Raw genomic sequence first — 19,397 nt, forward strand, 5'->3', positions numbered from 1 at the left:
TCCAAGCTGGCAAGATGAACGCCCTATGCCTCGCCGCCACATCCTTCATGCAGCCTGAGCTGCCCGTCGCCTCGTCCGACGACGATGTCGTACGTGCCGCGGTGGCTGGCGACCGCAAGGCTTTCGAAACGCTTTACCGGCGCCACGCCGATCGCGTCTACGGCGCCGTGCTTCGACTGGCCGGCTTCGACCACGCTCGCGCCGAAGACCTCACGCAGGAAGCCTTCGTCCGTGCCTGGCAGAAGCTCGAAGGGTTCCGCTTCGAAAGCGCTTTCGGCACCTGGGTCTACCGGCTGGCAGTGAACGTGGCGCTGATGTCCATACGCGCCCGCAACGCCGACCCGGTCACCATCGTCGACGACGAACATCTGCCTGACGTTGCCGACCTCGACAATCCCGTCCGCGCCTTCGAACGCGGCGAACTGGAACAAGCCATCGCGGCACTGCCGCCACGGGCTCGCGCCGTCCTCGTGCTGCATGACGTGGAAGGCTGGAAACACGAGGAGATCGCCATCGAGTTGTCGATGGCGGTCGGTTCCTCGAAAGCACAGTTGCACCGTGCACGCGGCCTGCTCCGTCGCGTGCTGGGAGATAAGCCATGAACGAACTCGATTACCTGCGCCAGATGCGCTCGCTCAACCGCCCGGTGTCGCCGCCGCGCGACCTGTGGGCCGATATCGACCGACAACTGGATGCCGCCACCGTGGCCCCGCGTCGTCGACGCGATCGCGCCCGGCCCTGGTTGATGGCCGCGGCGATCGCTGGCGTGGCGGTGCTGGGCGGCGGGCTCGGGCTGCATCTGGTGGCACCGGCCGGCGACAACAGCCTCGCCACGACCGGTCACGCCTGGAAACCGAGCGATCCTCGTCTGGCGGGCGCGGCGGTGGAACTCGACGCCGCGCACATGGAACTCACCCAGGCGATACAGGACTCACCGGAGTCGGCAGCGCTGCAGCGCCTGCTGATTCGCACCGAACGCCAGCGCGAGCGCCTGCGCAACCTCGACAAGCAAGCCAGTTAACACGCGAACAGCCAGGACATCCCCATGAAAACGCTCTACCTCTCCCCCCTGCTGCTGGCGCTGTCGATCGGACAGGCATTCGCCTCGACTCCGATCAACCTGTCGAAGGACATCCGGCCCAACGCGAAGGTCAACATCGACAACGTCCGAGGCGAAGTCACGGTCACGACCTGGGACAAGAATCAGGTCCAGGTCTCCGGCACCCTCGGCGACGGCGCGCGTCCGCTCGAGATCGAAGGAGACGAGCGCAACGTCGACATCCGCGTCCAGAGCGGCGAGCAGAAAGGCAACTGGTTCAGTTGGGGCAACGATTCCAGCATGCAGCCCACCACCCTCAACGTGCGCGTGCCGCGTTCGGTCGAGATCCATATCAACGTCGTCAGCGCCCCTGTCAGCATGGATGGCCTCGACGGCGGCAAGATCGACGTGGAATCGGTGAGCGGACGCATCCGCGCGAACCTGAAGTCGCCCGAGGTCAGCATGCAGACCGTCAGCGGCACCATCGATCTCGCCGGCCGCGCCGGCAAGGCCGACTTGCAGACGGTGTCCGGCGACATCACCGCACCCAACGTCGTCGACAAGATCGATGCACAGACCGTGTCGGGGCGCATGACCATCGGCGGCGGCCCGTGGAAGGAAGCCAGCTTCAGCACCGTGTCTGGCGACACCCAGGTCAACGGCGGCCCCGCGCGCGACGGCAAACTCAACATCGACTCGATGAGCGGCGACGTCCAGCTTCAGTTGCCGCCCGACACCATGGCACGCCTGGAAGCCTCCACCTTCAGTGGCGACCTGCGCAGCGACTGGGGCACGCCATCGAAAGGCGAGGACGGTCCGGGCAAGGAATTGAAGACCACGATCGGCGGCGGTGGTGCGTACATCCACGTGGAATCGTTCAGTGGCGACGTACGCGTGCGCAACGCCGGGCACTGAGTGAGCCATCGGCCTATGGGGCGGCATGCGCTGCGCCCCATAACGAAGAAGCCGCCCTTGGGGCGGCTTCTTCGTTGGAGAACTCGCGAGAGGTTCTGCTAGAGGTCCTGGTGATACTGGACGTACGGCGTACGGGACTGATCCGGTTCCGGCCCGGTCGGTCCGCTCGGCGCATTCCCGGACGACCACACGTTCTGCGCGCCGACGGACAACTCGCCGCGCCATGGCAAGCGCCAGGTCACGCCCAGATCGATGGCGCTCCAGCGGCGATCGGGATTGAGACCGTTCACTGCCGTGGCTTCGGGCTGCATGGTGCGCCCCGTGATCGAGCCCGACAGCGGACCACGATCCACGCCGAAACTCAGTGCCTTCTGATCGACCGAACCGATGCCCAGGAGGTTGCCCGGCAGCAGGCGAATGCGCCCGATGCTGGCGCCAAGGTCGATGCCGCTGCGTCCGCCGAGATCGACACGGCCGTGGGCATTCAACTCGGTGCTGGACGAAAGGGCGCTGATCGGCAGGCCGGACGCCGTGGTCAGACCGGGCAGCACGCGCGGCAGGCCGGCAACGGTGCCGGTGGGACGGCTCGAACCGACACCGAGGCCGACACTGTAACCGGTGCCACGGAAGGTGGCCCCTACTTCGCTGCCTACGATACGCGGCGGCGCGCCGGGCGAACTGCAACGATCGGGTTTCGCCGACGCGCCGCAGGATTCGGCGGAATTGATCCAGCCCTGCCCGCTGACGCTGGCATGAGCCTGGACGCGCGGGCCAAGGTCGTATTGCAGTCCGCTGGACAGCGCAGTGCCGGCCTCGACGGGACGCAGGGCGAGCGGATGCGACGGATCGGCGCGATCGCTGGACTCAAGGCTCAGCTTGCGACCATCCGGTGCCACCCACAGCGGCAGGCTCGCCTGATCGGCGCGGCCACGCTCGGAGGGACCATTCAGCAGACGGGACGCCGTGTCATCCGAACCGACCGGCGCAACCTGTCCTGCCGCGGCGAGCGGCATCATCAGGAGCATGGTGAGTAAGGATCGGCGCATGATTAGTCTGTCGGCATCGGCTGAGATTCCCCGAGCCCCCGCCTCAGCCTGGACGGGAGACGGGCTCAGTGTATCCCATTTTACTTTTTACTAACACCCTTCCGGGACCCCTTCAGGAACCAGGATAGCTGCCGTTTATGACGACAGGGGCCGGCTCCAGGGGAGTCGCATGAATGATGAGACGACGCGAGCGCCCCATCGCGCGGCCACGACAACGCATATAGACTGAACCGACCACGACCGGAACCTCGTCAGGCGATGACTATCGCTCCATCCCAAAGCCCGACTCTTCAGGCGCCCGGTCGCGGCGAGGTCGAGCCGTTGCAGGCTGCCGTCGAGCGGCTGCTGCGCGCGGGCGATGCGGAGGCGGTCAGAACGGAGTGCGAGGCCTTCGTCCGATGCCTGTCGTCGGATGCCGGCATCGTCTGGCGCACCGATGGGATTTCCCCGGTGGACAAGGCCCGAGTATTCGAGCTGGCCGTCGATCCGCAGAACGAGCGGATACTCGACGCCGTGGCCAGCGACACCGACCTCGTCACATGGTCCGACATGCTCGGCTGGCTGGGACGCCTGGCGTCTGTGCGTCTGCGTCAGCTGGCGGAAACCGCCAACCTTTACGAAGCCATATCGCGCCTCGCCCTGGCCGAACGCCTGCAACGCGCGCTCTACGCAATCGCGGAGCAGGCCGGCGCCGAGCACAACATGAAGGACATGATGAGCGCACTCCACGCCATCGTGGGTAGCCTCATGTATGCCGAGAACTTTTTCATCGTTCTCTACGATGCGCAGAATCGCACGGTGCGCTTCCCCTATTTCGTGGACACGGAAGACAAGGACATCCCCGATCCGGAAGGCATCCGGCCCATCGAGGCCATCGAGAACACACTCACCTGGCACGTATTGCAGAGCGGGCGCGCCATGATGGGCGCGAGCACAGAGCTGGAAAAGAATCTGCCGGGTCCGCGCGTTCCCATTGGGCCGCCGAGCGACGACTGGCTCGGCGTGCCGATGAAGCGCGGTGAGGACGTGGTCGGCGCCCTGGTAGTGCAGAGCTATCGAGCGGATACGCATTTTTCCGAGAACGACCGGGACCTGCTGACTTACGTGGCCCAGCACGTGCAAACGGCGCTGGAACGACGTCAGGCGCACGAGGAACTGGAACGCCGCGTCACCACACGCACGGCGGCGCTGCGCGAAGCGAACCGCGTGTTGCGGCAGCAAGTGCTGCAGCGCCAGCGTGGCGAGCGCCTTCAGGCGGCGCTGTTCCGCATCGCGGAACTGGCGAACACGTCGGACAGCATCGAGAATTTCTACGCCGCCGTGCACCGGGTCATCGGCGGCCTGCTATACGCGCGCAATTTCTACATTGCCCTGCTTTCGGAAGACCAGAACAAGCTGACCTTTCCTTATTCGGTCGATGAACTCGACGGCGTGCGCGAGCCGCGCGAGTTGGGTCGTGGCCTCACCGAGTACGTACTGCGCAACGGCAAGGCCTTGCTCGCCGACCGCGAAGAGATCGACCGACTCAACCGTGACCAGGTGCTCACCGCGAGTGGTTCGCGATCCCTGCACTGGCTCGGTGTGCCGCTCATCTGGAACGAGAAGTCGATGGGTGTGCTGGCCGTGCAGAGCTACACGCCGGAACATACCTACAGCGCTCGCGACCAGGAGCTGCTGACCTTCGTCAGCTACCACATCGCGAACGCATTGCAGCGCAAGTACACCACCGAGTCGTTGAAACAGGCGTACGCCAGCCTCGAACGCCGCGTCACCGAACGCACACGCGCCCTGGCGCTGGCCAACCGCGACCTGCGCGAGCAGATCGCCGAACGCGAGCGCGTCGAACGCCGGCTCAAGTACGAAACACTGCACGACTCGCTCACCGGCCTGCCCAATCGCACGTTGCTGTTGCAACGCCTGGAACAGGCGTTGAACCACTATCGCGAAAATCCGGCAGAGCTCTTCGCGGTGCTGTTCATCGATCTAGACCGATTCAAGGTCATCAACGATTCGGTCGGCCACCTCGTGGGCGACGACCTCCTCTTCCAGGTCGGCGGGCGCATTCGCGCGTGCTTGAAGACGCGTGACGTGGTGGCCCGCCTTGGCGGTGACGAATTCGCCGTGCTGGTCGAGGGCATCGTCGATCCGCACGCCGCGACGCATATCGCCGAACGCATCATCGCTCAGTTGCAGACGCCATTCCGCCTGGGTGCAAAGGAAATCTTCACCTCCGCATCGATCGGCATCGCCCTGCCCACCTCCGAATACACGCGTCCCGAGGAGCTGCTTCGCGACGCCGATTCGGCGATGTATCGCGCCAAGGACGAAGGCCGCCACCGCGCGGCCGTCTTCGACGACCGCCTTCGACGTGAAGCGCTTTCCTTGCTGGAGTTGGAAGGCGACCTGCGACGCGCCCTCACGCGTAACGAATTCGTACCTTTCTTCCAGCCGATCGTGGACCTCGAACAACTCCGCGTCGTTGGCTACGAGGCGCTGCTGCGCTGGCGTCATCCGGAGCGCGGCATCCTGCCGCCGGGCGATTTTCTCGCCGTGGCGGAAGACACCGGATGTTCGGAAGCCATCGATTGGCAGATCTTCGAGCAGGTGGCACGTCAGGCACGCGCGCTCGTGGGCGACGAAGGTTTCATCAGCATCAACGTCTCGGGCAGCCACTTCCGCTCGCCGGATCTCGACCAACGGCTGCTCGACCTGCTGGCCCAGCACAACGTGCCAGCACGCTCCATACGCGTCGAGGTGACCGAGCGCGCGCTGCTCGAGAATCCCGCGCAAGTGAAAAGGATTCTGGAAAATCTCCGCGATCACGGCGTAGGTATCGCGCTGGACGACTTCGGCACCGGTTACTCGTCGCTCAGTTACCTGCACCAGTATCCGATCGAGACCTTGAAGATCGATCGATCGTTCGTCGTCGAGCTACCCGTGGAGGACAGCGAGGCGCACAGCACCGCCGTAGTGCGGGCCATCCAGGCGCTGGCCGATTCGCTGCGCATGCAGGTGATCGCCGAAGGCATCGAGACCGAAGCACAGATGCGCGTGCTGCGCCGTATCGGCTGTCGTTTCGGACAGGGTTTCCTGTTCGCCCAGCCAGCGCCCGCAAGCAAATGGCTGGGCTCGCCGCTGTCCCTTCACGCCTGATCGCCGCGCCAGGGCCTGACGCGGCAATCTTCTTAGATCACTATTGCAACGTCGACGGTGATGGCGGCGTCTCGACCTGGGTAAGCAGCCGTTCCGCATCCACGCGGTCGAACACGTAACGCGTGGCGCAGAATTCGCAGATCACCTCGATCTCGCCACCACGATCGACCAGCGTCGCTTCTACTTCGTCGCGACCGAGCGCGCGCAGCATCCCTTCGACCCGCTCCTGGGAACAGGTGCAACCGAATGCCAGGGGCTTCGGATCGTAGAGGCGCACCGTCTCCTCGTGATAAAGCCGGTAGAGCAGCTCCTCCGGCCGGGTGGCGAGCATCTCGCTGGCGCTCAGGGTTGCCGTGAGGTGGCCGACCCGCGCCCACGCATCGTCATCGTCATCGTCGGCGGCGCTGTGACCACCCTCGCCGGGTATCGGCTGCAGCATGAGGCCAACGGCATGCTTGCCGTCCGCCGCCAGCAGGATGCGCGCAGGCAACTGCTCGGAACGCTCGAAGTAGTTCTCCAGCGCTTCACCGATCGAGGCGTTCTCGTCCAACTCCACCACACCCTGGTAGCGCCCACGCTCGGCGTGACCGATGGTGATGGCCAGCATGGCCTCCGGAAGCCGCCCGAGATCTACGCTCGCCGGCAACGCCTGTGCGTCATAGCGCGCAAGACCACGCAGGCGCCCCTTGTCGGTGCATTCGGTAAACAGCAGATGCAGCGGACCCTGGCTCTTGAATTCCAGCGACAAGGACCCCTCGAACTTGATGTTGCCCGTGAGCAAGGCGCTCGCGGCCACCGCCTGTCCGAGCGTGTCGCGCAAGCCGGACGGGTAATCGGCGCGAGAGGCAATTTCGTGCCAGCTCGCACCGAGGCGCACGAGAACGCCGCGCACGCCAGCCTTCTCCAGCATGAAGCGATGGAGCACGTCCTCGGACGCAAGGGTATCGACGATCGAATCAGTCACGGCGGCCTCCTGGTAATCCGACGAAAAATGGGGGCGCGCGGGGGCACCGACAAGTCCACGCCCGTATACTGCGCCATCCTTCGTCATCGCGCCGCCATGAGTCCGACGCCTCGCTCACCTCTACGCCGGATCGCCCGCCTGCTCGGCCTTGTCGTCGTCGCCTGGCTGGCGCTCTCGTGCGCCATCGTGATGGTGCTGCGCTTCGTACCGCCCTGGACCAGCGCCACGATGATGGAGCGCCGCCTGGAAGCGCTGACGAGCGGCGAGAAGGATTTCACGCTTCGCCACCGGTGGGTGCCTTGGGATCGGATTTCGCCGCAGGTGGGCATTGCGATGGTCGCGGCCGAGGACCAGAAATTTCCGTTCCATCACGGATTCGACGTCGATGCTATCCAGGACGCCATCGATGCGGCGGACGAAGGCAAGCGCCTGCGCGGCGCGAGCACGATCAGCCAGCAGGTGGCCAAGAACCTGTTCCTCTGGAACGGTCGCAGCTTCGTGCGCAAGGGCCTGGAAGCGTACTTCACCGTGCTGATCGAGGCGCTGTGGCCGAAGCAGCGCATTCTCGAGGTCTACGTGAACATCGCGGAGTTCGGCGACGGCGTTTACGGTGTCGGCGCAGCGAGCGACGTCTTCTTCCACACCACGCCCGATCGCCTCGGCGTCACCCAGGCGGCACGCTTGGCCGCCGTACTGCCGAACCCGCAGCGTTTCCGCGTCGATGCCCCCAGCGCCTACGTCCAGCGCCGTACCGCGTGGATCACGCAGCAGATCGGCCAGCTCGGCGGGCCCGCCTATCTCACCCGTCCTGCGCCCGTGTCCGGCCGCACTCGCTGAGAACCGCCATGCCCTTCTCCTTCGCCGTCATCGTTCCCGCCTATAACGAAGCGGAAGTGCTCGCCGATTTCCATGCCCGGCTCGGCGCCGTGCTCGACGGGATCGACGCCGTCTCACAGATCATCTACGTGGACGACGGCAGCGGCGACGACACATGGCAACGGCTGCGCAGCCTCGCCGACGCCGATCCGCGCGTGCAGGCGCTGCGCCTTTCGCGCAATTTCGGCAAGGAGGCGGCCATGACGGCCGGCTTCGACGAAGTGGACGCCGATGCGGTGGTCATCATCGACGCGGACCTGCAAGACCCGCCCGAACTCATTCCGGAACTCATCGCCCGGTGGCAGGACGGCAACGACGTCGTCTACGCCACCCGCGGCGAGCGCGATGGCGAAACCCGCACCAAGCGTTTCACCTCGGCCGCCTTCTACCGTGTCATGGAGCGCCTGTCGGACACGCCGCTCCCGCGCGACACGGGCGACTTCCGGCTGCTTTCGCGCCGCGCGGTGGAGGCATTGCGCGAACTCCGCGAACGCCAGCGTTTCATGAAAGGCCTGTTCGCCTGGATCGGCTATCGGCAGACATCGGTCGTCTACCACCGCGATGCCCGCCATGCGGGCCGCACGAAATGGAATTACTGGCGGCTGACGAATCTTGCGGTCGAAGGCATCACCTCGTTCTCGACCGCGCCGCTGCGGGTAGCGACATGGCTCGGCGTCTCCGCCGCCGGCCTCGCCTTTCTGTACGGCTTGTGGGTGCTGCTGAAGGCGCTGATCTGGGGCGATCCGGTGCGCGGCTACCCCACCCTCATGGTGGTGATCCTGTTCCTGGGCGGGGCGCAGTTGCTTGCGCTCGGGGTCATCGGCGAATACGTGGGTCGCACCTATTCGGAAGCGAAGCGACGCCCGCTCTATTACGTGGAATCGCGCCACGGCGGTCGGCCGCCTTTCACCTGAACGTTACCCAGCGCACCTCGCCTCGGCGGTAAACTCGGCCAAGGCGGCCACCGGCCGCGCCATCACCGGGAGTCGAGCATGCAGCAGGTCAAGCATCTTCTGGCAGGCAAGGGCAGCGCCGTATACGCCGTGGCGCCCGATGCATCGGTCTACGAGGCCATCCAGCAGATGGCCGAGAAGAACGTCGGCGCACTGGCGGTCATCAAGGGGGATCAGCTCGTGGGCATCCTTTCCGAGCGCGACTACGCGCGCAAGGTCATCCTCAAGGACCGCTCCTCCCGCGACACCCTGGTCGGCGACATCATGACGCCGAGCGTCGTGACCGTCGGTCTCGACGTCAGCGTGGACGACTGCATGCGTCTTTGCACCGACGGTCGCCTGCGCCACCTGCCCGTCCTCGACGACGGGCGCGTGGTGGGCATGGTATCCATCGGCGATCTGGTCAAGGCGACCATCTCCGAGCAGCGGGAAACGATCAGCCAGCTCGAGAGCTATATCGTCGGTTAGGGATGCTCTGAATAAGTTCTCGCAAGCGCCATGACGTCAGGAAGGGCTGCCAAGGTGGCTGCGTCGTGCCGGGAAGGGTGGTTCCCTTGTCAAGCGACGCGGGCGCCTTGGCGGCCCTTCCTGACGTCACCCTATCCTTTTGTTTTTTATGCGTGAGGGCCGAGCCTGTCTGTCCGCAGCTCTTCGGTGCGCCGGCTCAACAGACGGCCAGTCTGCCTTCGCCGACGCCCCTGTGATCTGCGAACAGACAGGCTCGGTGGCGCTTGCGAGAACTTGTTCAGAGCATCCCTAGGCGTCGTCGCGAATCTTCGACTCCGGCGCCAGATCGGGCGAGGTCGCTGCGCGCCGTGCCACCTCGGTGGCCACGGCGGCCAGCCCCGCGCAGATGAGGCCGATGCCGGCGATTCCGACGCCCGCGGCACGCAGGCCGTTCAAGCCGCTGGTGACGAGCAGGTCGCCGAATCGCCACACGGTAGTCTCGATGAAATTCTTGCCCTTGTAACGCGCCTCGCGCGGCATGCGCGTATACAGCGCATCCGAGGCAGGCTTGGCCATGCCATAGGTCAGGCCACGCGTGCCCACCTGCACAATCGCTATCAAGGGCACGGCCACGCCGAACAGCATCGCGTCCGTGGGTCCGTGTAGCGCCAGCCATCCCAAGAGGCAAAGGTTCACCAGCGAAGGCAGCACAAGGGCCCACGCGGTGCCCAGACTACGCAGGATCAGCGGCGTGAGCGTGAGTTGCAGCAGCGCGCCGAGCCCGTTGATCCAGAGATCGAGGTCCGCATAGAACGCAGTGCGGGCCGCATTGTCCGCGAAGTGGGCCTTGGTGTAATCGGCCATGAGGGCGTAGGCCATCGTGGCGATGCCGTCGCTCAACAGCATCAGCAAGCCCATGTAGCGCAGGAACGGCTGCGCAAACGCCGCCTTGGCACCCTCGATGATGGAACCGCCCATCGGAGCGCCATCGCTGTAATCGTTGCCATGCGCATGACGCGTCGCCGCGAGCAAGGCGCCGAGCGCGAGCAACAAGGTGACCGCCGAGACCACGAGCATGGACGGCACGCCCAGGCGCACCACGAGCGTGCGGGTGAGCAACGGGCCCACCAGCGCCCCGGCCATGCCGCCAAAGGCGATGAATGGAAACACCAGGCGCGCCTCCACGTTGGAGAACACATCCGCCATCACGCTCCAGAACAGCGACACCACGAACAGGTTGAACACGCTCACCCAGACGAAGAAGACGTTACCCAGCACCGCCGCTCCGATCCGATCCTGCGCAACGAAGGCGGGCACGAAAGCCACCAGGCACACGACGAAGAAAAGGTAACTGCCCAGCAACACCCGCCGACGCGGGAAGTGCGACACCAGCCAACCGAACACCGGCGTCAGCGCCAGCATCACGACGAAGACGATGGCGTAGAAGGTTGCGAGCGATGCGGAGCCCGCCGCGCCGACGAGCTGGTCGCGCACGGGCCGGAGGACGTAATAGGACGTCAGCACCAGGAAGAAGGCGATGACGCAGAGCGCGAGGGTAGTTCCCCGTGCGGCGTGCGGACGAGCGTTCACGATAGCCGGCATGTCCGGTGGAGGCGGGGGCAAGCCTAGCATGAGCGCCTTTCGTTCAGGGTCGTCAAGAAGCTTCCGTTGTCGCGGACGAGGAAGTAAAAGACAATGCCTTGGACCATGCCCGGGGCGTCCCGGCATACCTGAATCCGCGGCGTGCCCCCACGCCTCGATCGCGCGAGATAAGCATGTCGTTCCGTTCCGCATCCCTGCTCGCCTGTGCGCTTGCCTGCGCCGTTGCCGCTCCCTCCGCCCTCGCCGCACCACCGCCCAAACCGCCCGTCGTTCACGCGGACCCGGAAGCGGTAAAGCTGCCGCCGGAACGGGTGAAAGAGACCGTCGAGAACTACAAGCGCTGGCTCGATGAGGCGGAGGCGAGGGATGCCGCGCCCGCCATCGTGACCGCCGTCATCGTCGACGACAAGGTCGTCTACGAGCGCGCCATCGGCTACGCCAATGCGAAGACCAAGGAGCCGGCCACGCCCGACACCGTGTTTCGTCTGGCGTCGTTGTCGAAGGCCTTCGCCACCGGCGTCACGGCCGTCCTGGTGCGGGCCGGGTTCCTGAGCTGGGACACCAAGCTCATCGATACCATTCCCTACTTCAAGCTCAAGGACATGCAGGCCGCGCAGCAGGCGACGGTGCGCGACATCCTGGGCCAGCGCCTCGGCCTTCCGCGCAACACGTACGACTCCGCGCTCGAAGCGGATGCTCCCTACGAGGAGCTGGTGCGCAAGCTGGACGAAGTGGACCTCTCCTGCAAGGTCGGCGAATGCTACGGCTACCAGAACGTCGCCTTCAGCATGATCGGCGACGTGATCTACGCGCAGACCGGCGATTATTTCTTTCGCCAGGTGGAGCGTCGCATCTTCACGCCGCTCGGCATGACCACCGCCAGCTACGGTCGCGACGCCCTTGAAGCGAGCAAGAGCTGGGCCCGTCCCCACCGCGGCGGCCCGCACAACTGGATTCCCTACGAGCCCAACGACAGCTATTACCGCGTGGCCCCCGCCGCGGGCGTCAACGCCAGCCTGCGTGACATGGAGCAGTGGTTGATGGCGCAGATGGGCGGTCGTCCCGACGTCCTGCCCACGCCGCTACTGGATGTTCTGCACGCCCCGGAAGTGCCGACACCTTCCGAGGAGCGCTCGCTGCCATGGCGCCGCGCGCGCGTTACCGACGCCCATTACGCCCTCGGCTGGCGCGTGTTCAAGTACGCCAACGAGGACCTGATCTATCACGCGGGCGCCGTATCGGGTTACCGCACCATGATCGGGTTCTTCCCGAAGTACCACGCGGGTGTCGTTACGATGTGGAACGCGGCGGGCCCCGTCCCCGCGGGCCTGATGCCCATGGTGTTCGACAGCCTGCTGGGGCTGCCGCACGTGGATTGGGCCGGCGTCGAGGGCCCGGTGCATGCCGCGCCGGCCGCCGCACCGAAGGCCAAAGCCAAGGCCGCGGCAACGAAAAAGGCCGCCCCGACGAAGACCAAGACGCCCCCAAAGAAAAAGAAGAAAGCCGGAAGCTGACGCACCACCTTCTGGCTTCTCAGCTCACGTCGCAACCCGGCGACGCATGCACGCCACGCCGAGGCAACGGGCGAAGCAAATCCGATGGCTCGCCGCTGCGGACGCATGACGACGCCAAGGGACGAAAAAAGAAACGGCCTCCTGCACACGCAGGAGGCCGTCTTCGTTAGCGGCCGAGGTTGAACTGCAGGCGACGCCGCAACGTCACGGTCATCGGCTCGCCATTGCGGGTGGCCGGTTTGTACTCCCAGCGGCTGACCGCATCGATCGCCGAACGGTCGAACACATGCTTGGGCTGCGAATCGACGACCGTGACATTGCTCACCGAACCATCGGTGCTCACCGAGAATTCGACGTCCACCCAACCTTCCTGGTTGGCGCGCATCGCCGCGGTCGGGTAGCGCGGGCTGACCTGGCGGACGAGCACCGCATCGCTGATGGGCTCGGCGTCCGCCGACGTGGGCTTCGGCGTCGGCGCTGCAGCAGGGCGTGCGGCATTCGCCGCCGGGGACTGCTGGGCTGCCACACGCGACGCCTGTTCGCGCGCGGCCTGCTGGCGCTGCGCTTCCGCCGCGGCAGCCTGTTCCGCCTGCTGCTTCGCCGCGGCTGCCGCATTCTGCTGGGCGAGCTGCTGCGCCTTCTGTGCGTCCACTGCCTGCTGCTGTTCGCGGTCGAGCGTCTTGCGCTGGGCATCGAGCTTCGAGCGCAGGATCGTCAACGTGTAGTTTTCGGGGTCCGCTTTTGCCAGCAGATCGATCTCGCGCTGCGCTTCGTTGAAGTCGCGCTGGTTGATCGTCTGCTCGGTCGCCGCGGCCCCGTAAGAGAAGGTCTCGCGCAATGCGTCTGCCGCGACGGGATTACCCGGCTGCTTCTGCAGCACCTTCATGTAGAACTCGAACGCGTTGTTGCCCGCCGGGGCCACGAGGCGCTGCTCGTTCATCGCGGTTCGCGCCTCGGAGAGCAGCTGGTCGACGCTGAGCGAATCGACGTCGGCCGGAGGCGCTTCGCGCTTCGCGACGCTCTTCTGCGTGGCTGCCGACGCGGGTGTCGCCGCTTCAGCGGCGTCGCGGTAGGGCTTGATGATGAGGAACCAGGCTGCGACGGCGAGCGCGACGACGATGACGACGACGGCAAGGGTCACAGGATTGACGGCGCCACGCATACGGCGGCGCGCAAGGAAGCGATAACGGTTATCCATGGCGGTTGGTACCGGACTCCGCAAAGCGCGCGCCCCCTGATGGCTTGACGCGAAAGACCCCCCGTCTTTCGCAGCGCGATGTGGCGACAAGGTAACCGTAATGGCCGCGTGAATCCAGTTCGCTGGCCTAGGAGCTTTTCCGGACGCCAGAAACGAACGACCCCGGCCAGGCCGGGGTCAAGTCTCGAAGTGACTCCCCGCGCTGGGCACCGCGGGGAGCTAATTCGCAAAACGTACTTTCTTATTGAGTCGTAACGCTTACTTGGCCTTGGCGGCCTTGGTTGCGCGAGCCACCTTGGTGGCGGCAACCTTCTTCGAAGCGGCCTTGCGCGGCGAAGCCTTGCGCGTAGCCTTCTTGGCGGTGGCCTTCTTGACGGCCTTCTTCACCGCCTTCTTGGCGGCGACCTTGCGAGCAGGCGCCTTGCGGGCGACCTTCTTTGCAGCAGCCTTCTTGGCCGGCGACTTGCGGGTCGCAGCCTTCTTGGTCGCGACCTTACGGGTCGAGGCCTTCTTTGCCGGCGACTTGCGCGCGGCGGTCTTCTTCACGGTCGACTTCTTCGTCGCCTTCTTGGCGGCGGATTTCTTGGCAGTGGCTTTCTTGGCAGTGGCCATGGTTCGTCTCAGCTCCTCATCAGTTGGCAGTGGTTGCCCAGTAAAAGCGTGAAGGAACGCTTCAACCAGCAGATCGCTGTTCGTTGCGTGCCTTAAATTGTTCACCTGGCGGCGAGTACGTTCATCGGAAAGTAGGCGGAGAACATGCAGCGGAATCGATACTGTGATCTTGCGAACCGAACCCGCTTTCGAACCATGCTCCACATACGGCCTGATGAATTTTCCTGTTTCCATTTCCGGTTCCCCGTCAATTGACGCAAAAGCTATTCCTGAACATTTCCGCTGTCAATAAATTTTGGCTCTAAATTGAAGACCTTGCGCCGCCATGACGGCACCTCGAGAGGCATAGTCCGAGCCCGCCGCAAGCGACCCGAAGAATGCGTTTCGTATTTAGACTGCCGAAACAAAACACACTGCGTCAGAAAAAGAGTTCAGCAAACTACTTAAATAAAGGCATTTCTTGCGTGTGCTGCAAAATGTCTCAAGCGAAAGACGCGCAAAGCCTCCGCGCGCCAAAGTTGCTCCGAGCGTGTCCGACGGGGTCGATCTCGGGGATGAACAAAGTTCAACCGGCCGCAAAAAAAAATTTCCGCCGCCCCCTCTTCGGGACAAAAAAATGCCGGTCGAAGTCGACCGGCATCCAATCGAAGCTGCCGCTTGGTCTCAGTGATCTTCGTTTTCGATCAGTTCCTGATACTCGTCCGGCGTGAGCAACTGGTCGAGTTCACTCTTGTCGGCGATGGTCAGCTTGAAGATCCAACCGTCGCCGAAGGCATCCTCGTTGATCGTTTCCGGCTTATCGCTAAGAGCCTCGTTGACCGCGGCAACCTCGCCGGAGATCGGCGCGTAGATGTCCGAAGCAGCTTTCACTGATTCGACCACGGCAACACCGGCCCCTGCGGTTACGGAACTGCCGACTTCAGGAAGCTCGACGTAGACCAGGTCGCCCAGCGCGCCTTGCGCGTGGTCGGAGATGCCCACGGTGACGGTCTTGCCGTCGTCGGACACGCGCACCCACTCGTGGGACTTCAAGAATTTCAGATCGCCTGGGATTTCACTCATGGGATAAGCCTCGTTAGCTCGGGACAGGTGCGCTGATGGGACGGGCAATTGTACCGGTATGGAGGTTTCCGGGAAGCGGCAACTGTCGTGATGCGCCCGACCCTCCTCAGCGATACCTGACTCCGATCCCGGCGAGCACCGACACCGACCTGCGCGGCGCCTGACAGCGCCGCGCCGGCTCGCACGACTAATTTGTTATCGCGGGCCGCATCTCGGTGCCGCGCCGGCCGACACCTTCCCCCTACGAGGTCACGCCGGCATCTCTCCCTCGACAAGGAACCTCCCATGAAACGGACTCTCAAAGTCTCGCTCCTCAGCGCCGCGTTGGCGTTTACCTTCTCCTCGCCGCTGATGGCCACCGAAGCCACATCCGTGAGCGACGTTCGCGACCAGGTCGCCCGCAGTATCGCCACTCTCGTGAACGACCCCGCCTTTGAAGCGGCCGTGCAGGACAAGCTGAGCAAGAACAAGGCAGCGCTCGCCGACGTGGTGCGCCAGTACGCCGCCGACACCACCGCACGTAACCAGGGTGTCGTGGACGAACTCCGCGACCTCGAACGTCAGGCCGTCCACTTGCGCGGTCTGGATGGCGCCATCGACAACGTGATCGATCTCCGCGTGCTCGGCGGCGACGCGCAGGATTCGGCCGCCAACGTTCATGGCACCTGGGTCGGCACCGTGGTGAAGGATCAGGCCACCGGGACCAAGCAACTGGTCGCCTACGGCCCGTCGGGAGAGAAGCAGCAGTTTTCGGCCGATCAGGCCCCAGGCGTCCCGATGCTGCTCGTCGAGTCGGATTCGACTCGCAGCACGCAGGCTGGCATGCAGGTCATGAACGAAGCGCTTCGCCGCGAGGGCGCGCAGACTCCCCGGACGCAACCGATGTCTCGCTCCGCGCTGCGTTCTTCCTTGCGTTCTTCCGCGCGGGATGTTTCGCGCCTCGCTCCGACGACCCTTTCCCGCTTCGCTCCGCCGTCCGTGGAGAACCTTGCCGTGCCGGAGGCGGAAGAGCTGACCATCCTCTCCGAGATCTGGCTGGCCGACGACCGCGAGCCGAACACCGCCTTCGACGCCGAGATCTTCGCAGTGATTACCGGCGTCAGTCCCGAGGGCAAGGTGCAGGTCATCACCAAGGACATGCCGTGGCTGGACCACGACAAGTTCTTGTACAAGCCTGGCATGGACCTGATCAACTGGAAGGACTTCGGTCCGAGCTACGTGAACGTGCAGCTCTTTGAGGACGACGGCGACACGAACTTCAAGAACCTGGCGTCGGCAGTCACCAGTGCGGTGGGCGACGTCTCCCTGCTGGTCTCGCCGACGGCACCCCAGGCACTCGTGATCTCCGGCGTGTCCAAGATCGCGAGCAAGGTGCTCGACGCGATGGACTCCAAGTGGTTCCAGAACGATGCCGACTACATCGATTCGTTCTATGTGATCGAGCGTGGCGGCAACTACGGCACGCACGATGCCCCTCTGGTCGGCGCACGTGGCTGGGCGAAGATGGTGCTCAAGCCCTATCAGGTGAAGAACCGCGTGTTCAAGGAGACGGTGAACAAGACCCCTTGATCTCTCATACGAAGGGCGGCCTCGGCCGCCCTTCGCTTTCTCTATATATATAGAGAGTGTCGATCAGCCGACGATGCCCGGCATCGGACGGCCGTCACGGACGAAGGGGAACGTCACGACGCGCACCGGCACTTCACGGCCGCGGATGTCGACCCGAACATCACCCAGCTCGCCAGCGGGCACGCGTGCAAACGCAACAGACTTGCCCAGCGTGGGGGCGAAACCGCCGGACAGGATCTCACCGTCACCGGCAGCGGTGAGCACCTTCTGCCCGTGGCGCAGCACGCCCTTGTCGTCCATCACCAGCCCCACCATGACGCGCGGCACGCCGGCAGCCTTCTGCTTCTCCAGCGCTGCACGGCCGATGAAGTCGCGACCCTCGTCCAGCGACACCGTCCACGCGAGCGCCGCCTCCCAGGGCGTGACGCTCTCATCCATGTCCTGTCCATACAGATTCATGCCGGCCTCGAGACGCAGGGTGTCGCGCGCGCCCAGACCCGCCGGAGCTACACCCGCCTCGCGGAGGCGATTCCACAACTCGACGACGCGCGTGTTAGGCACCACGACCTCGAAACCATCTTCGCCGGTGTAACCGGTCCGCGCGAGGAACAACGGCATGCCCTCCGGGCCTTCGATCTCGATAGCAGCGAACTTGCCGAGCTTGCTCGCCTTCGCGCGCACGTCCTCCGGCAGCAGGCCGATCAGCTTCTCGCGGGCGTTGGGGCCCTGCACGGCGATCATGCCGAATTCGCTGCGCTCGCGAACGGCGACACCGAAGGCGGCCGCCTGCTTTTCGATCCAGGCCAGATCCTTTGCGCGAGTGGCAGCATTCACCACGAGGCGGAAAAAGTCCTCGCGCAGGAAGTAAACGATGAGGTCATCGATCACCCCACCGTTCTCGTCGAGCATGCAGGTGTAGAGCGCCTTGCCGGACTTGGCGAGCTTGTCGACATTGTTCGCCACCAGCTTGCGCAGGAACTCCCGAGTGCGCTCACCGACAATATCCACGACCGTCATGTGCGACACGTCGAACATGCCGGCATCCTTGCGTACGGCGTGATGCTCTTCGATCTGCGACCCATAGGCGATGGGCATGTCCCAGCCACCGAAGTCGACCATGCGGGCACCGAGTTCGCGGTGGGTGGCGTTGAGTTCGGTCTTGTCGGTCATCGTCGTACCTTGAAGGAGAATGGCGGCGGGATCAGCCCGGCATTATCGGCCTGCCGGGCCCGGAAGGCCAATCGTGCGCCGCTCCGCATCCCCCAAGGCACCACCGAGTCCTGCTAGCCTTCGCTCATGGCAACGGCATCCTTCCCCGGCTCGGTGACGCTCACCCGCGAGGCGGGCGGACCCCGGCTGATCCTTTCCGGCGACTGGACCCTCCCCCATTACAGCGACCTGCACCGGCGAGCGACGGAACTGGCCGGGTCGATCGACAGCCACGCCACGATCGACATCCACGGACTGGGGGCCATGGACACATCGGGCGCCTTCATCATTGCCGAACTGCTGGGCAGCGCTCGCACGCAGGCGCTGGCCCAGGAAGAGGTGCTGCCCCCCGAACGTCGCGCCCTCCTGAAAACGGTCGGCGACGCGATCGACACCTATTGCACGGGCATCACTCGACCGCGCGATGCCGGCTTCGTCGTCATGCTGGAGCGCATCGGCAAGGCGATGTCCGGCTTCTGGAAGCAGACCGCCAAACTGCTCGCCTTCATCGGCATCACGCTCCAGGGCTTTCTCGCCACGATCTGGCGGCCACGCCGCTGGCGGGTCACCTCGCTGGTCTCGCACATCGAACAGACCGGTCTCGACGCCGTGCCGATCCTGGCGCTGTTGTCCTTCATGGTCGGTTGCGTGGTGGCCTTCCTCGGTTCGACGGCGCTTGCGAGCTACGGCGCCAGCCTGTTCACCGTGGACCTGGTCGGCTACGCCTTCCTCCGCGAGTTCGGCGTGCTGCTCACGGCCATCCTCCTCGCGGGCCGCACCGCGAGTGCATTCACCGCGCAAATCGGTTCGATGAAGGCCCGCGAGGAAATCGACGCGATCCGCACGTTGGGCCTCGATCCGGTGGAACTGCTGGTACTGCCGCGCGTGCTTGCCTTGCTGGTGTCGCTACCTCTGCTTACGTTCATTTCCATGGTGGCGGGCGTGGTCGGCGGCGGTGTCGTGTGTCTCGCCGTATTGAAGATGTCGCCATCGATGTTCCTGACGATGTTCCAGGCGGACATTTCGCTGACCCAGTTCCTGGTCGGTATCGCCAAGGCCCCCGTGTTCGCCTTCATGATCGCCGTGATCGGCTGCATGGAGGGCTTCAAGGTCTCCGGCAGCGCGCAGTCCGTGGGCCAACACACCACTTCGGCCGTCGTGCAGTCGATCTTCGTGGTGATACTGCTGGATGCACTGGCCGCCCTCTTCTATATGGAGATGGGCTGGTGAACGCACAG

The 19,397-nt window shown here is 64.7% G+C and carries 17 protein-coding genes; 10 read left to right on the forward strand and 7 right to left on the reverse strand.

All coding sequences use genetic code 11. The features are described 5' to 3' along the window. Nucleotides 1–47: 47 nt before the first annotated feature. Genes IM816_RS14320 through IM816_RS14330 form a run of 3 tightly spaced genes read left to right on the forward strand, consistent with a single transcriptional unit; the run spans nt 48 to nt 1,954 of the window. Nucleotides 48–602 (forward strand): RNA polymerase sigma factor, encoded by a 555-nt coding sequence (locus tag IM816_RS14320; protein ID WP_072322312.1) that lies wholly within the window; start codon nt 48–50, stop codon nt 600–602. Further along, nucleotides 599–1,021 (forward strand): hypothetical protein, encoded by a 423-nt coding sequence (locus tag IM816_RS14325; protein ID WP_250338591.1) that lies wholly within the window; start codon nt 599–601, stop codon nt 1,019–1,021. Before IM816_RS14320 ends, IM816_RS14325 begins: the two co-directional genes overlap by 4 nt. Before the next feature lie 24 nt (nt 1,022–1,045). Further along, nucleotides 1,046–1,954 carry a DUF4097 family beta strand repeat-containing protein gene (locus IM816_RS14330; RefSeq protein ID WP_250338592.1) on the forward strand — a complete coding sequence of 303 codons (909 nt, stop codon included), beginning with the start codon at nt 1,046–1,048 and terminating at the stop codon, nt 1,952–1,954. A gap of 98 nt (nt 1,955–2,052) precedes the next feature. Here the strand turns inward: IM816_RS14330 and IM816_RS14335 are convergent, their stop codons facing one another. Next, nucleotides 2,053–3,000, reverse strand: a complete 948-nt coding sequence (locus IM816_RS14335) for a hypothetical protein (RefSeq protein ID WP_250338593.1) — start codon at nt 2,998–3,000, stop codon at nt 2,053–2,055. A 258-nt stretch (nt 3,001–3,258) separates the two neighbouring features. Here IM816_RS14335 and IM816_RS14340 point away from each other — a divergent pair, with 258 nt between their 5' ends. Further along, nucleotides 3,259–6,153, forward strand: a complete 2,895-nt coding sequence (locus IM816_RS14340) for a bifunctional diguanylate cyclase/phosphodiesterase (RefSeq protein WP_250338594.1) — start codon at nt 3,259–3,261, stop codon at nt 6,151–6,153. Between the two features lie 40 nt (nt 6,154–6,193). On the opposite strand, the gene hslO is transcribed toward IM816_RS14340, so the two are convergent. After that, a complete protein-coding gene (hslO, locus tag IM816_RS14345; protein WP_256470181.1) occupies nt 6,194–7,117 on the reverse strand; it encodes an Hsp33 family molecular chaperone HslO in 924 nt (307 codons plus the stop codon). 96 nt (nt 7,118–7,213) lie between these two features. On the opposite strand from hslO, the gene mtgA reads away from it, so the two are divergent. The 3 genes from mtgA to IM816_RS14360 all read left to right on the forward strand — a co-directional run bounded on the left by mtgA (nt 7,214) and on the right by IM816_RS14360 (nt 9,414). After that, nucleotides 7,214–7,954, forward strand: coding sequence for a monofunctional biosynthetic peptidoglycan transglycosylase (gene mtgA, locus IM816_RS14350; protein ID WP_250338595.1), 741 nt, complete (start codon nt 7,214–7,216; stop codon nt 7,952–7,954). An 8-nt stretch (nt 7,955–7,962) separates the two neighbouring features. Beyond that, the gene (locus IM816_RS14355; RefSeq protein ID WP_250338596.1) at nt 7,963–8,907 is read left to right on the forward strand and encodes a glycosyltransferase family 2 protein; all 945 of its coding nucleotides are present in this window, start codon (nt 7,963–7,965) and stop codon (nt 8,905–8,907) included. A 78-nt stretch (nt 8,908–8,985) separates the two neighbouring features. Beyond that, a complete protein-coding gene (locus IM816_RS14360) occupies nt 8,986–9,414 on the forward strand; it encodes a CBS domain-containing protein (protein WP_072321882.1) in 429 nt (142 codons plus the stop codon). Nucleotides 9,415–9,702: 288 nt separating this feature from the next. On the opposite strand, the gene IM816_RS14365 is transcribed toward IM816_RS14360, so the two are convergent. Next, complete coding sequence (locus IM816_RS14365; protein ID WP_250338597.1) at nt 9,703–10,983, reverse strand: NTP/NDP exchange transporter; 1,281 nt, start codon at nt 10,981–10,983, stop codon at nt 9,703–9,705. 185 nt (nt 10,984–11,168) lie between these two features. On the opposite strand from IM816_RS14365, the gene IM816_RS14370 reads away from it, so the two are divergent. Further along, on the forward strand, nt 11,169–12,509 hold the full coding sequence (locus tag IM816_RS14370; RefSeq protein WP_250338598.1) for a serine hydrolase domain-containing protein: 1,341 nt from the start codon (nt 11,169–11,171) through the stop codon (nt 12,507–12,509). A 166-nt stretch (nt 12,510–12,675) separates the two neighbouring features. Here IM816_RS14370 and IM816_RS14375 read toward each other — a convergent pair whose 3' ends face one another. The 3 genes from IM816_RS14375 to gcvH all read right to left on the reverse strand — a co-directional run bounded on the left by IM816_RS14375 (nt 12,676) and on the right by gcvH (nt 15,381). Then, on the reverse strand, nt 12,676–13,707 hold the full coding sequence (locus IM816_RS14375; RefSeq protein WP_250338599.1) for an energy transducer TonB: 1,032 nt from the start codon (nt 13,705–13,707) through the stop codon (nt 12,676–12,678). Nucleotides 13,708–13,965: 258 nt separating this feature from the next. Next, nucleotides 13,966–14,553 carry a met regulon transcriptional regulator MetJ gene (gene metJ / locus IM816_RS18805; protein ID WP_072321885.1) on the reverse strand — a complete coding sequence of 196 codons (588 nt, stop codon included), beginning with the start codon at nt 14,551–14,553 and terminating at the stop codon, nt 13,966–13,968. A gap of 429 nt (nt 14,554–14,982) precedes the next feature. Then, complete coding sequence (gene gcvH / locus IM816_RS14385) at nt 14,983–15,381, reverse strand: glycine cleavage system protein GcvH (RefSeq protein ID WP_250338600.1); 399 nt, start codon at nt 15,379–15,381, stop codon at nt 14,983–14,985. 285 nt (nt 15,382–15,666) lie between these two features. Here gcvH and IM816_RS14390 point away from each other — a divergent pair, with 285 nt between their 5' ends. Next, nucleotides 15,667–16,950, forward strand: a complete 1,284-nt coding sequence (locus IM816_RS14390; protein ID WP_250338601.1) for a DUF3103 family protein — start codon at nt 15,667–15,669, stop codon at nt 16,948–16,950. Between the two features lie 63 nt (nt 16,951–17,013). Here IM816_RS14390 and gcvT read toward each other — a convergent pair whose 3' ends face one another. Beyond that, a complete protein-coding gene (gene gcvT / locus IM816_RS14395) occupies nt 17,014–18,120 on the reverse strand; it encodes a glycine cleavage system aminomethyltransferase GcvT (protein ID WP_250338602.1) in 1,107 nt (368 codons plus the stop codon). Nucleotides 18,121–18,246: 126 nt separating this feature from the next. Between gcvT and IM816_RS14400 the strand changes: the two genes are divergently transcribed. Next, complete coding sequence (locus tag IM816_RS14400; protein ID WP_250338603.1) at nt 18,247–19,389, forward strand: MlaE family ABC transporter permease; 1,143 nt, start codon at nt 18,247–18,249, stop codon at nt 19,387–19,389. The last annotated feature ends 8 nt before the right edge of the window (nt 19,390–19,397 follow it).

Origin of the sequence: Luteibacter flocculans (assembly GCF_023612255.1) — a bacterium.
GTDB classification, from domain to species: Bacteria; Pseudomonadota; Gammaproteobacteria; order Xanthomonadales; family Rhodanobacteraceae; genus Luteibacter; species Luteibacter flocculans.